This window comes from Psychrobacter sp. SHUES1 (assembly GCF_001652315.1).
Classification (GTDB): Bacteria; Pseudomonadota; Gammaproteobacteria; order Pseudomonadales; family Moraxellaceae; genus Psychrobacter; species Psychrobacter faecalis.
In genome coordinates this window covers 47,172-61,058 of the sequence record NZ_LXWA01000020.1, presented here as the reverse complement: position 1 = coordinate 61,058, position 13,887 = coordinate 47,172, and the positions used below count along the sequence as shown (strand labels likewise).

General features: G+C 42.3%; 11 protein-coding genes and 4 tRNA genes. 5 read left to right on the top strand and 10 right to left on the bottom strand.

Features of this window, described 5'->3' with window-relative positions; translation table 11 throughout:
* Nucleotides 1–204, top strand: a 204-nt coding sequence (locus tag A7325_RS13345; protein WP_156508472.1) for a transposase, incomplete at its 5' end; no start/stop codon positions are given.
* Nucleotides 205–379: 175 nt separating this feature from the next.
* Here the strand turns inward: A7325_RS13345 and A7325_RS01540 are convergent.
* The 10 genes from A7325_RS01540 to A7325_RS01495 form a co-directional block, all read right to left on the bottom strand.
* The gene (locus A7325_RS01540; RefSeq protein ID WP_068404024.1) at nucleotides 380–907 is read right to left on the bottom strand and encodes a peroxiredoxin; all 528 of its coding nucleotides are present in this window, start codon (nucleotides 905–907) and stop codon (nucleotides 380–382) included.
* 279 nt (nucleotides 908–1,186) lie between these two features.
* Nucleotides 1,187–2,377: an elongation factor Tu gene (gene tuf, locus A7325_RS01535; RefSeq protein ID WP_068404023.1), complete on the bottom strand. Its 1,191-nt coding sequence runs from the start codon at nucleotides 2,375–2,377 to the stop codon at nucleotides 1,187–1,189.
* Between the two features lie 442 nt (nucleotides 2,378–2,819).
* Nucleotides 2,820–2,894, bottom strand: a tRNA-Thr gene (locus tag A7325_RS01530).
* 114 nt (nucleotides 2,895–3,008) lie between these two features.
* A tRNA-Gly gene (locus tag A7325_RS01525) sits at nucleotides 3,009–3,082 on the bottom strand.
* A gap of 85 nt (nucleotides 3,083–3,167) precedes the next feature.
* Nucleotides 3,168–3,251: transfer RNA gene (locus tag A7325_RS01520), tRNA-Tyr, on the bottom strand.
* Nucleotides 3,252–3,315: 64 nt separating this feature from the next.
* Nucleotides 3,316–3,391, bottom strand: a tRNA-Thr gene (locus A7325_RS01515).
* Between the two features lie 305 nt (nucleotides 3,392–3,696).
* Nucleotides 3,697–4,740 (bottom strand): FHA domain-containing protein, encoded by a 1,044-nt coding sequence (locus tag A7325_RS01510; protein ID WP_068404020.1) that lies wholly within the window; start codon nucleotides 4,738–4,740, stop codon nucleotides 3,697–3,699.
* 113 nt (nucleotides 4,741–4,853) lie between these two features.
* Entirely contained in the window at nucleotides 4,854–5,708 is an 855-nt protein-coding gene (locus tag A7325_RS01505) for an RsiV family protein (protein ID WP_082894244.1), read from the bottom strand.
* A gap of 200 nt (nucleotides 5,709–5,908) precedes the next feature.
* Complete coding sequence (locus tag A7325_RS01500) at nucleotides 5,909–7,504, bottom strand: peptide chain release factor 3 (RefSeq protein ID WP_068404019.1); 1,596 nt, start codon at nucleotides 7,502–7,504, stop codon at nucleotides 5,909–5,911.
* 188 nt (nucleotides 7,505–7,692) lie between these two features.
* Nucleotides 7,693–8,610, bottom strand: a complete 918-nt coding sequence (locus A7325_RS01495; protein ID WP_068404017.1) for a hypothetical protein — start codon at nucleotides 8,608–8,610, stop codon at nucleotides 7,693–7,695.
* A gap of 320 nt (nucleotides 8,611–8,930) precedes the next feature.
* On the opposite strand from A7325_RS01495, the gene A7325_RS01490 reads away from it, so the two are divergent.
* From A7325_RS01490 to A7325_RS01475, 4 genes are all read left to right on the top strand, one after another.
* Entirely contained in the window at nucleotides 8,931–9,344 is a 414-nt protein-coding gene (locus A7325_RS01490) for an organic hydroperoxide resistance protein (protein WP_068404016.1), read from the top strand.
* A 200-nt stretch (nucleotides 9,345–9,544) separates the two neighbouring features.
* The gene (gene polA, locus A7325_RS01485; RefSeq protein WP_068404015.1) at nucleotides 9,545–12,508 is read left to right on the top strand and encodes a DNA polymerase I; all 2,964 of its coding nucleotides are present in this window, start codon (nucleotides 9,545–9,547) and stop codon (nucleotides 12,506–12,508) included.
* Nucleotides 12,509–12,784: 276 nt separating this feature from the next.
* The gene (locus A7325_RS01480) at nucleotides 12,785–13,249 is read left to right on the top strand and encodes a hypothetical protein (RefSeq protein ID WP_227514914.1); all 465 of its coding nucleotides are present in this window, start codon (nucleotides 12,785–12,787) and stop codon (nucleotides 13,247–13,249) included.
* Nucleotides 13,250–13,495: 246 nt separating this feature from the next.
* Complete coding sequence (locus tag A7325_RS01475) at nucleotides 13,496–13,837, top strand: hypothetical protein (RefSeq protein WP_068404012.1); 342 nt, start codon at nucleotides 13,496–13,498, stop codon at nucleotides 13,835–13,837.
* Nucleotides 13,838–13,887: the final 50 nt, after the last annotated feature.

Below are 13,887 nucleotides of genomic sequence, written 5' to 3'. Positions count from 1 at the left end.
GTCATACCCGTTAAGTCGAACTCTAAAAACAGCAACAATGACACACTAGACTGGTATTTGTATCGTTGCCGTCACTTGGTAGAAAACGCTTTTGCTAGGTTGAAACATTTTAGGGGCATGGCCACGCGATATGATAAGCTCAAAGATAGCTATGCAGCAGCGGTAATGCTTGCTTGTGTCTTTATCTGGTTGCCACTCATTTGAATTCTATACACACCCTAGTTTAATACTTCCAAAAATCTTTATAGAAGACATAAAAAAACTGCTTAGCCCTTATACTTAAGGATTAAGCAGTTCGACAGTATTTGAGCTTCAGCATTCAAGTATTTATCGACGCCTGATGATACCAGTCAAACGTCAATGCACTTAAGAATTGTGATTAAGCATTACTTTTCAAATATTCTAACATGGTATCTGCATCTGATACTTCAAATGGATCTGTTGGACAGTTGTCATCAAAACCCGCTTCTTTAAACACTTTTTTGATTTCTTTATTATCGACATACATCGAATACCGCCATGAGCGCATACCAAAGCCTAGATTGCTCTTATCAACCAGCATGCCCATTTTACGAGTGAACTCACCATTACCATCAGGAAGCAAAAAAACGTTTTCACGGTTTTGCTTTAGGCCCCATTGGTACATGACAAAGGCATCATTGACAGAAATGCAAACGATTTCATCTACGCCTAACGCCTTAAATTCATCGTAAAGCGCTTCATAACGAGGTAGATGGCTGGTCGAACACGTTGGCGTAAAGGCACCTGGTAGAGAGAAAACCACCACTTTTTTATTGGCAAATAACTCATCTGTGGTTAGGTCATACCATTTAAATGGGTTGTCTCCGCCGATAGATTCATCACGAACACGGGTTTTGAAAGTCACATCAGGTACATGGGTAATCATTATTTACTCCGATTTAAGTTATTGTGTTTTTATTTTTAAAATGCTACCGCTATATAATAAGGGTTATAGCTATCTATAAGCAAATCTTTAATCTACTATATATGAAGCAGTCCTTATAATTTATAGCTTTGGAATTTATTTTTTCAAATTAAGAACAGACCCTAGTATTTATCCCCTTATCCTCATTCATGACCCATAAAAAAAGCCACCCTTATCAGGATGGCTTTTTTCTTACTGCTTAACGCTTAGATTCCTCTAATAGCGTTAGGGTTTTAATGCTTAGCTAAGGACGTTAGCAACAACACCAGCACCTACGGTACGGCCGCCTTCACGAATTGCGAAGCGAAGACCTTTGTCCATAGCGATTGGGTGGATAAGCTCTACGCCCATCTCAACGTTGTCACCAGGCATGACCATTTCAGTACCGTCTTGTAATTGGATTGCGCCAGTTACGTCAGTGGTACGGAAGTAGAACTGTGGACGATAGCCGTTTAGGAATGGTGTGTGACGACCACCCTCTTCTTTTGACAGTACGTATACTTCGGCGTCAAATTTGGTGTGAGGGGTAATTGAACCTGGCTTGGCTAGTACTTGGCCACGTTGTACGTCTTCACGTTTAGTACCACGTAGTAGTACGCCACAGTTTTCGCCTGCACGACCTTCGTCAAGCAGTTTACGGAACATCTCTACACCAGTACAGGTGGTTTTTTGGGTGTCACGGATACCGACGATTTCGATTTCGTCACCAACACGTACGATACCTGATTCAACACGACCGGTTACTACGGTACCACGACCTGAGATTGAGAATACGTCTTCGATTGGCATTAGGAATGCTTTGTCAACGTCACGCTCTGGCTCTGGGATGTAGGTGTCTAGGATACCTAGTAGTTCTACAACGGCTGGTTGGCCGTATTGACCTTCGTCGCCTTTAAGGGCTTGGGTAGCTGAACCTTTGACGATTGGGGTGTCGTCACCTGGGAAGTCGTAGTCGTTAAGCAGTTCACGAACTTCCATTTCTACTAGCTCAAGCAATTCTTCGTCGTCAACAAGGTCACATTTGTTCATGAAGACGATGATGTACGGTACGCCAACCTGACGTGATAGCAGGATGTGCTCACGGGTTTGTGGCATTGGGCCGTCAGTTGCTGATACGACTAGGATTGCGCCGTCCATTTGGGCTGCACCGGTGATCATGTTTTTAACATAGTCGGCGTGACCTGGGCAATCAACGTGGGCGTAGTGACGGGTTGGGGTGTCATATTCTACGTGTGAGGTGTTGATGGTGATGCCACGTGCTTTTTCTTCTGGTGCGCTATCAATCGCTGCGTAGTCTTTGGCTTCGCCACCAGAGGTGATTGCGGCTACGGTTGCGATAGCGGCAGTTAATGTTGTTTTACCGTGGTCAACGTGTCCGATGGTACCGACGTTGACGTGTGGCTTGCTGCGTTCAAACTTGGCCTTTGCCATGGGTATTTCCTCTTTATTGATGAATCTTTAATAATCAAAGATCGGTAAATAGCTGTTTGACGGCTCATGATGCGTAATAACCATCAAACCGTTGACGCTATGGTTTAGCTACTAAAATGAATGTATTCAAGATGCTTGCTTGCTAAGCACATCTTTATATATGGGCATTATACTTGTTTTCCAATCGCTTGCATATTGTGCCATATGCTAGCACATCTCAACAAAACAGCTTTTTCTAAAAAATATATTTATAAACCTACTGACAGCACTAAAAGGCAACACCTTAGTGTCACCTTTAAATGATTAACTGCCACACTCTATTTATAATTTTCAATATTTTATAATTCGATATTGCTACAATTTTTTGTAAAATACATTGTCTTGTCGAAATGTGATGCTTTATCAAAATAGTAAAGCATATAGACAAGGCTTGAACATTAAATGGAGCTCATATTGAGAATTGAACTCAAGACCTCTCCCTTACCAAGGGAGTGCTCTACCGCTGAGCTATATGAGCATGCTTTTAAAAACTACAGTAGCCAACCTATAGGTTGTACTAAAAAAAATATCACGATACAGCAATAATAACTGACTGTCGTGATGTTTGATAGTTGCTGCGATGGTGCATATATGGAGCGGGTGGCGGGAATCGAACCCGCGTCATTAGCTTGGAAGGCTAAGGTGTTACCATTATACCACACCCGCATTTACTCTTATATTATTTAACTCTAATTGAGAGTCGTACAAGATAAAGAGTATGCTTGGCGCTAGGACAAACTTAGAACAAATATGGTGGTGGGAGAAGGATTCGAACCTTCGAAGCTTTCGCGACAGATTTACAGTCTGTTGGGTTTGACCGCTCCCCAATCCCACCTAGATTGCTTGATATAAATCACTTCAATTGAAAGTAAATTCATAAAAAGCGACTTTGAAAGAGATGGTGCCGACTGCCGGGATCGAACTGGCGACCTACTGATTACAAGTCAGTTGCTCTACCAACTGAGCTAAGTCGGCTTGTTCTCTCAAAGTGGTGGCTATTCTATCAAATATTTTGCTAGACGCAAGCCCTTTTTCATTTTTTTTAGCTTTATTTTCATAAAAGCTGTCAAACACTTGATTGTATTGCTATTTTTCCTGATATGAAATTGCAGCTTTTTTCGAAGCTAAATTAACGAGACATCATTTAAAGCATAAACTGCCCGTCTTTATTGCATGGTTTTATAAAAATTGCATAGTTTTTTATGAAATCCATCATCTTTATAAGCGGGCAGCTGCTTTATTTCTTTAAGAATGCCGTTTAGTTTATAAAGATAGAACTCTTACATACTGCCTTTATTAAACAACCATAGCGCGAGGCCAATGATTAAAATAGCAATAAATACCCAGATAAACCAGCCACCACTCGGTTTTTTCTCAGCTTGTTCCGCATTGGCAGGATTATTAAGCGCTTGATCCATGGCATTATTACCTGATGTACCAAGGTCGCGCGGCTGACCCAAATTGGCCGTGCCCGAAAACTGGGCGGTAGCGGCTTGCTTAGCACGTAGGACATCGGGATCCGCCTCTTCTTGCAAGGTGGTCGTCGTAGTCTTATCATGCGCTGCCGCATCGGTGTCATATTGAGCCTGACGAACGGCGCTCGGTGCTGGTTCTTCTACAACCGGTGCGCTAGTTGTAGGTGAAGTTGATGGCTCGCTGGTATCAGCTGCGGATAATACTTCATCAATTCCGGTCTCTTTGTTTACTGTTTCTGTGTTTACCGTTTCTTTAATTGTTGGCTCTTTAACTATTGCTTCTTGAACAATGGGCTCATCAACCCTAGCTTCTTTAATAACTGGCTCTTCGACAACAGTCTTTTTAACATCAGCTTCTTTATCTAGTGCTTCGCTAACGACTGGCGCTACAACGGCAGGTTCGGCGGCGGCTGGTATCGATTCAGTAGACGTATCACTGTTTGCGCTTAATACTGGCTCATCCGACACAGCTGGAGCAGCTTGTTCATTATCCAAGGTCGCAGCAACAGGCGCAATTACCTGAAAGTTAAAGCTTGCAAAGCCTAGCGTATCATTGGCATTAAGGCGCTGAGATTTATTGCCCTCAATCCGCTGCTCATTGATAAAAGTACCATTCGATGACTCTAAGTCCTTAACGTATAGCTCACCATTTAATAGGCTCAAGACCGCGTGATTGCGCGACACTTGCTTGCTACCGAGCACCACGTCATTATCGCTACCGCGTCCAACAGACAGGCTGTCACTGACGCTCAAGGTCAGATCGCCTAGTGCTTCGGTCAGGGCATTAAGTTGCCAAGTTGCACCCTCTGTCGTCACAGGTGTATGTGCAGTTTCTGTATGGTTTGTCATGTTATCACTCCTTATTTTTATAAAATATTCAATGGCTATTTTTAACTAATAACTTTCTATAAATGGCTGTTCTTATACAATTATCTTCATACTGGCTAAAATTATTGTTGATATTATTTAGCTATAAAGCGAGGTTTTATAATACCGCCAAGCTTGTTGTAAGGAATACTCAGTACGGGCATTCCGTATGCGTAAGGGCCGATAGCATAATGTTGATAACGAATATCGATCCCTTTATCAGTCAAGGTTACGTTCTCACTTAAGGTAAATGGCCAGTTTTTTTCATAGCTTGCAGCATCTTCATCGACCGTTTTGACCCAGTCTTTATAAGCATCATAAGCTAAAGCTTTAAATTTTGATTTTTTGTTAGGCTGTAGCATATCTGTTAATTGGATTTGTTTTTTGCTTTGTTGATCAAATATCAGATACTCGCTATATGGCATGCCATGAGCGCCACCAGTGAAGACATAAGAGTTTATTTCAAACAGCTCAAAATCATTCACATGACCCAAGTATTCAGGCGTCACCATTAAGCTATAAACAAAAATACTGTCTTTGGGTAAATCAGCAAACTGCGCGCTAACAAAACCGTCGATGGCAGCTTTGACCTCGGCTGGGCTACTTTGCTTGGTGATGGGCGCGGACTCCGTTGGCTTACTATTTACCACTAAATTATCAATACGCGCATTGGCAAGCTTATTTATCCAAGTATGATTGGTCTTAAGGTATTTCACCTCAATATCTGGACAATTATCACGCGCTGTACATTTTTCCTGTATTTTTTTAGGCAACTCATAGTCCAAATACTCGCTATGACTAATCAAGCTACTCGCCTGAGCTGATAGGCTTAAAGCCCCAAGTAATAAGCCACTACTTAGCAACGTAAGCAGACGTCCCACGCTGCGTAGAGATGGGAGTGGTTGAGTAAATCTTGAGTTATTGTTATGAATGTCAGTTGTAGATTTCATATAGCCTCTTTCACGTACAAATAAGGTTTATTGATATTCTACCGTAACTATTGCGCCCTATTGTAGGCGCACTGTTTGTGTTTTTGAGTACTTAATGCGCTTGTACAAACTCATATTTGATTACAACCAAAAATTTTTTAATAAAAAAGACACGATAGCGTGTCTTTTAAAATGTAAGTATAAAGATTAAAGTTCCGATTTTAATGCTCGCGCGTATTGCTAAAAGTAATCTCAGGATAGCGGTCTTGCATCAGCTGCAAGTTCACCCGAGATGGCGCGAGATAAGTTAAATAACCGCCACCATCTATTGATAATTGGTCGTGGGCTTTTTTCTTAAATTTCGCCAGCGCCACTTCATCATCACAATGAATCCAGCGTACGGTCGCAATCGATACCGGCTCAAAGATACATTGCACTTTATATTCTTCTTTTAGACGGTGGGCGACCACTTCAAACTGTAGGACACCGACTGCACCTAAGATTAAATCGTTATTAATCTGCGGCATAAAGACCTGCGTTGCGCCCTCTTCGCTTAACTGCTGTAAACCTTTTTGCAGCGCTTTTGATTTAAGCGGGTCTTTTAGCACCACACGGCGGAACAATTCAGGAGCAAAGTGCGGAATACCAGTAAAGTTTAATTCTTCGCCTTCGGTAAAGCTGTCGCCAATCGAAATGGTTCCGTGGTTATGTAAGCCAATGATATCACCCGGGTAGGCTTCTTCTAGCGCTTCACGGTCACCTGCTAAAAACGTTAAAGCATCGGCAATACGCACGTCTTTACCCAAGCGCACGTGCTTCATTTTCATGCCTTTTTCGTACTTGCCAGAGCACACGCGCAAAAAAGCAATACGGTCACGGTGACGCGGATCCATATTGGCCTGAATCTTAAACACAAAACCGCTAAATTCGGTTTCGGTTGCGGCGACTTCGCGCTCATTGGTCGGATGCGATTTTGGCGGTGGTGCATATTTAATCAAGGTATCAAGTACCATGTTGACGCCAAAGTTACCCAGTGCCGTCCCGAACAATACAGGCGTCATCTCACCTTTTAAAAACGCATCGACCTCAAAGTCTTCGAGCGCCATTTGTACCAGCTCAAGCGACTCTTCAAAAGAATCAAACATCAGCTTGCCCAAGCGCTCACGGATATCAGGATAATCATAACCTTCGCGCGTCTCAGAGACGGTCATCTCGCCGCCATGACCTTTTTCATATAGGTAAGTTTTATTTTCGGTTAAATGATAAACCCCAACGAAATCTTGCCCCATACCAATCGGCCACGTGACCGGAATACATTTAATCTTTAATACTGCTTCAATTTCACTGAGTAGCTCAAGCGGCTCGCGAATCTGACGGTCAAGTTTATTGACGAATGAGATGATAGGCGTATCACGCATCCGGCAAACTTCCATCAGCTTGATGGTCCGTTCTTCGACACCTTTTGCGCCATCGACCATCATTAGCGCACTGTCTACCGCGGTCAGAGTACGATACGTATCTTCACTAAAGTCGGCGTGACCCGGGGTGTCTAGCAGGTTGACCATATGGTCTTTATAAGGAAACTGCATGACCGAGGTGGTGATAGAGATACCGCGCTCCTGCTCCATACTCATCCAATCAGATGTCGCATGACGGTCAGTTTTGCGGCCTTTTACTTCACCAACCACCTGAATCGCCTGCCCCCATAGCAGCAGCTTTTCGGTCATGGTGGTCTTACCCGCATCGGGATGCGAGATAATGGCAAAGGTGCGGCGTTTGGCGACTTCTTTGCTTAATTTCTTTGGATCTACGCTCATAATTTCGGCTTCAACGGTTGTGTGATTTAGAAATCACGCTAAATAAATAGGATAAATAATGGGCGTATTGTAGCGGATTTAGCGTTTGGTTGCAGAATTAGCGCATAAAAAACACTCTCTATTAACTAAGTAGAGAGTGCGGATATTTTTAAATTTTAAAAACCTTTAAGCGTTAGGCGCTCTTAGCTTTAATAATAACGCTTGATTTCTCGTTCTAAAAAGTCAGCGGCGACATCATTGACAATTGTGCAATCGACCACACCGCGAAAGCTGTTGGTATTTGGATTGCTGTTGCCTTCGGCGATATAATCGGCTTCATAAATATCTTTACTATATTCAACCCCGTTGTACTGATAAGCCGGTTGGTCTTTATACTCAAAAAACATCACTTGCGCCGCTTGTTGCTTGTTATCTACGCCATAACCAACCTTAGTAGTTCTAGGCTTTCTATCATCACTAAAACGCGCCTCGGCTGCTTCAATCCATTTATCAAGCGACGAGTATCCTGTTTTGTCTTTTTCGTTAAAAGCTAAAAATTTACGCTCGCTGCTGACGACGGGAATATAGCAAACCGAGCCTGCTGGAAAGGCTAAATTGGTTGGCAGTTTAGAATAGTGACTTAAGCCCGTCTTAATGCCGCGACTATTGCTTAGCGGAACGCCTGCACGGTAATCATCGGCTTTCACACCTGACAAGTCCAAGGTTTTATAAGTGGTTTGATAATTGAACTTGTTATTGCTGTTTTTTTCATAAATAGGCCGTTTGACCGTGCGGCCACTGACTTCAATATTTTTGTGTTCCAATCGTCCTTCGAACTTATCGGCTAGTACCGTTTTGTCTAAAGTATTTAAACTTTGATTGCTGTAGTTATTGACAAGATTTCTGGTTTTAATCTCATAATTACCGGTACGGTAGGTTTCATCGATGCGCGCAATCGCAGTCGCATTGGCTTTACTGTCATAGCTATCGGCAAATCTGCTCAGCGTTATATTATTGCTACTGCCTACGCCAAAAAACACGTCCTCTTCTTCGCAGCCGCTGAGCGCAAGTGCCATTAGAGAGACGATACTTGGTAATAAAATCCATTTATTTAGCGAGGCATTCATTAAACAATGTCCTTATGATTAAACGCTTTTTAGCTACTTTGGTTACTGTAATATGTTAGTAAAATACTTTTTGTGATTAGTTTACATTAATAGTATCGTTATTTATATATCAAAATCCTACTATTATGGTTTTAGAAAACTCCGATTAGACATTTTAGCAAGTTACCATTTCTAAACTTGCGCGATACGTTCAACGTTGCTCACTGTGCTAATCTAAGGAGTTACTATGTAAAATCGCTTTTTAAGTAAGATCACATGTAAGGAAGGTCACATAGTAGATAAATCATTTAATTATAAAAACCAACAACAAAGGATATGTTATGAAAACATTGTATTCTACACAAGCTACCGTTACTGGCGGCCGTACGGGTAATGCGAGCCTAAAAGATAGTGATTTGACCATTAACATGGTCGCACCGGGTTCTGGTAAAGACGGTAACAATCCAGAGCAGTTATTTGCTATGGGTTATGCTGCTTGTTTTGATGGCGCACTGGCAGCGGTCAAAGGTGAAGAAAAAGCAAAATTTGACTCGACTACCGAAGTATCAGTAGATTTAATGAAAGGCGAAGGTTTGGACTTTAAATTAGCCGTAAAGATTCACGTAATCGGTGAAAATACAGAACTATCGGCCGATGAATTTCAAAAACTGGTCGAAAAAGCCAATAAAGTCTGCCCATATTCGAAAGCCACCCATGGCAATATCGATAGTGAAGTGACGTCAGAAGTAAAATAACTCTTAGAAAGAATATTAATTAGTCAGAAGAAAACTGATAAAAGAACTCAGCTGGTCTGGGTTCTTTTTTTATTGGCTATCGTTTTGAGTCGTACACATCTTAACTCTTAAGCCATTCGGCACGCGACGCTTTTATCGTTATAATGGGTTATCTTTTTTCTCATTTTTGATTATACCTAATAAATAATAAGTGACTTTCTATGACCGACAACGATCACAACTCGCACTCGCCCATTAATCCCAATACGCTACCAAACTTTGCCACCATGCCCAATGTGGCAACGATGGATACCAGCCATGTGAACAAAGAGCAGCCGCCCTTTATCTTGGTCGACGGCTCTTATTATTTATTTCGCACCTATCATGCCTTGCCAAAGACTATGCAAAACTCTCAAGGGCTGGTCACTAACGCCATACGTGGGACGTTAAATGCGTTATTAAAGCTCATGCGTCGTTATCATCCAACCCATATGGCAGTCTGCTTTGACACCAAATCACCGACTTTTCGTCATGCCATGTCAGAAGAATATAAAGCCAATCGACCAAAAATGGATGTCGAGCTTGCCGAGCAGATTCCTTATATTCATAGTTTGGTGGTGGCGCTAGGGATTCCATTATTACGTATCGAAGGCGCGGAAGCCGACGATATTATTGGCACTCTAGCCCATCGCGCCGTTGCCGAAGGTCATCACGTCGTTATCTCGACCGGTGATAAAGATATGATGCAGCTGATTAATGACTGCGTGATATTAGAAGACAGCTTTACCGGTAAAGTCACTGATAGCGCAGGCGTAGTGGAAAAATTTGGCATTAATCCTGAGCAAATGATTGACTTTTTAACGCTGATGGGCGACTCCTCTGATGGCATTAAAGGCGTACCCGGTATCGGTAAAAAAACCGCCAAAGACCTGCTTAACGAATACGGCAACATTGATAACATGCTCAAAAACGTCGCCAATATCAAAGGACGCGCTGGCAAAAATCTGGTCGAATATGCCGACGACATTCCCTTTAATGCGCAATTAGCAACCATCGTCACTGATTTAGAAATTGGTCAAGATTGGCGAGATTTAAAAATCAATACCGACCCGTGCGCCCATATCGATGAGCTACGCGCACTCTATAGCGAGCTTGAATTTAGAAATGAGTTGGCATCACTCGACCATCCCAATCATCCCGCCAATGCTAATGGGAATGGCGCACAAAGCGTTGCCGACAGTCAAGCGGATGCCGAATCGCAAGCGCAAATCGCCAAATCTCTACAATCAAGTGTTATCGATAATATCAAAGATAGTAAAAGTCATGATAAAGCGTGGCACACGGTTTTAGATGCGCCTGCTTTTGATAGCTTGGTTACATTATTAGAATCTGCACCGCATTTTGTCATTGATACCGAAACCACCAGCGTTTATTGGCGTCAGGCTGAATTGGTTGGCTTGTCTTTTGCGGTAAAAGCTCACGAAGCTTATTACGTGCCGCTAGCTCATCTAGAAGGCGATGAGCTGATTACCAAACAGCTTGACCGCGATATGGTGTTGACGCGCTTAAAACCCATCTTAGAAAATCCAAACATTGGTAAAATCGGTCAACATTTAAAATATGATGCCCATATTCTTAGCTTTTATGATATCGATTTATTAGGCAGTATTCATGACAAACCTAATAATTGGGCGATGGATACCATGCTTGCCAGTTATGTAATTAACGCGGCCGCTACTCGCCACGGTATGGATGATTTGGCACGCCATTATTTGCATACGCAAACTATCAGCTTTGAAGACGTTGCTGGTAAAGGCGCTAAGCAAGTGTGTTTTGACCAAGTTACCATTGATTTGGCCAGCGATTATGCCTGTGAAGATGCCGACATTACCTATCAGCTGTTTGATTTATTTAGCGAAAAACTGGCGGCAGATAAAAACAATGCCAAGCTGCTACACGAGTTAGAGATTCCAACTGCGGAAATACTCTGCCAAATGGAAGCAAATGGCATTTTAATCAAGCGCCCATTCTTAAACGAGCTATCGCAACGTTTCGACGAAGAAATCATTGCACTTGAAAAACGCGCTTATGAAGTCGCTGGTGAAGCATTTAATCTTGGCTCACCAAAACAGCTCGGTGAGATGCTGTTTGAAAAGCTAGGCGTTGCGGGCGGTAAAAAAACCAAGTCAGGTCAATACTCGACTGGCGAAGCGGTATTGTCAAAGATTGACCACCCGTTGGTTGAAATCGTCCTTGAATATCGCGGTTTATCGAAGCTTAAAAGCACTTATACCGATGCCCTTGATAATGTCGCAGATGCCAAGACTGACCGCGTGCATACTAGCTACCATCAAGCACTGACCAGTACTGGGCGTTTATCTTCAACCGATCCTAACTTACAAAACATTCCTATTCGTACCGCGACCGGTCGCCTGATTCGCCAAGCGTTTATTGCCCCAGAAGGTCGCGTGATTTTAGCTGCGGATTATTCACAAATCGAGCTACGTCTGATGGCGCATTTCTCAGGCGATGTCAATTTAACGCGCGCCTTCAACGAAGGCTTAGATATTCACACGGCAACCGCTGCTGAAGTCTTAGGCAAAGCCGTTGAAGAGGTCAGCGCCACTGAGCGCCGCAATGCTAAAGCCATTAACTTTGGTCTGCTCTATGGTATGAGCGCTTTTGGTCTGGCCAAGCAGCTACAGATGAGCCGCGGCGAGGCGCAAGATTATATCGATATGTATTTTGAGCGTTATCCAAGCGTCAAAGACTATATGATTAATACCCGTGCCAGCGCTTATGAAAAAGGTTATGTTGAGACAATATTAGGCCGTAAGCTTTATACGCCTGATATCAATCATAGCAATCGTATGGTCAAGCAAGGCGCTGAACGGGCGGCGATTAACGCCCCACTGCAAGGCTCAGCGGCGGATTTAATCAAGCTTGCAATGATAGCGGTCGATAAAGTATTGCCAAAAGAGCACGCAAAAATGCTGCTGCAAGTCCATGATGAGCTGGTGTTTGAAGTCGATAGCGATAAGGTCGATAGCATTCGTCAGCTGATTACCGACGCTATGCAGGATGTGTTGACCACAACGGCTGTTGCAAAAGGCTGGCATGTGAACTTTGCCGTACCGTTATTGGTTGAAACCGATATTGGTAGTAATTGGGACGAAGCGCATTAATGACTTAAATAAAATAAAAGCTTAAACGATAGCGTTTATCATTACTCATAGCCGTAAGCTTTTCTTAGCAGTATAATAAGTCTACGTTAGACGGTTTTTTACCTGTTAATGCTTTAAATATTGGTTTTTACGCGGTAATTTACGATATAAAGTGAGCCTTCGCGCTCGCTTTTTTGTTTTTAAAGCTAGGAGCGTTCCATTTTACATTCAGATAGCATCATCGAAATCCCTGGTAATATTATCCTGTTAGTCTGTATGCTACGTTGCACGCAGTATGTGATACAAAGCCGCAGCAAACCAAGCAGCTACTTTTGGCTAGCCTCTGTGTTGGTGTTCTTTGAAGTGATTCGTCGTGAATTAAACTACTTACCAGAGCTCTTTATTCCTAGTGATTTCTCACTCCTCACCCATTCTTATGATTGGTGGGAAGATAACGTACTTGCCATTATTTTACTTGTCATCATTGGCTTGCTCGCCTATTCATGGCGTTACCTTTGGGCGGTATTAAAAGATATTAATATCAGCCTGTATATTGCAGTCGCTGTATTGGCGGTCTTACAATATATGGGCGAAAATGCCATTGTTATCCCCGAAAGTATCGGAGAAATGGTCGAAGAGGTTTCCGAGACGATCATTTATACGATTGCCTTGATTTACTTGTGGCGGTTTAAACTTGGCGATTTTGAAAATTATATTTTACATCAGCCAAATCAACACGAACCGTGCAATGCCAATTACTAGGTTAATTATTCTAAGTTAACTGTCTAAAATAGTTTTTAGAAAAATAATGAACGCTAAAACCTTTTTATGGCTGCCTACTTAACTCGTACTGGCAGCCATTCTTTATCTATCCTTACATTTTTTGCACATCCTGTGACACCTCACTACTATTAGTTGCAATTATAACGCGGCACACTGATAAGCATAATTTTGATAATTATAAACAACCCGTTTAATCGTAATTATAACTATAATGAGGACATAACCATGGACAATTCAAAAACCCCATTACCAGAAGAGATGGATCATATCGAAGGCGATAGCAGCATTGATGATAATGAAGACGGTAGCCAAGAGATTGATTTAAACAATCCTATGCTACATACGTTTGACGACGACGATGTCATCGATAATAGCGCAGGATTTAATAATTCTGAAGTCGGCACGGATGCCACCCAAGGACTGACCCCGATACATCGCCAAAATATCGATGAAGCTCGGATTGATGAGGTGTTGGTTGAAGACAATTTAGACGATAAAGATTATCCTGACATCGTCGATATTGCTGACAGAGATGCGGCTAAAGTTTCTAATGATGATAATTTTTAGACATTATGTACTGATAAAATGGAAATTCATTTAGAAAAAAATACCGAACA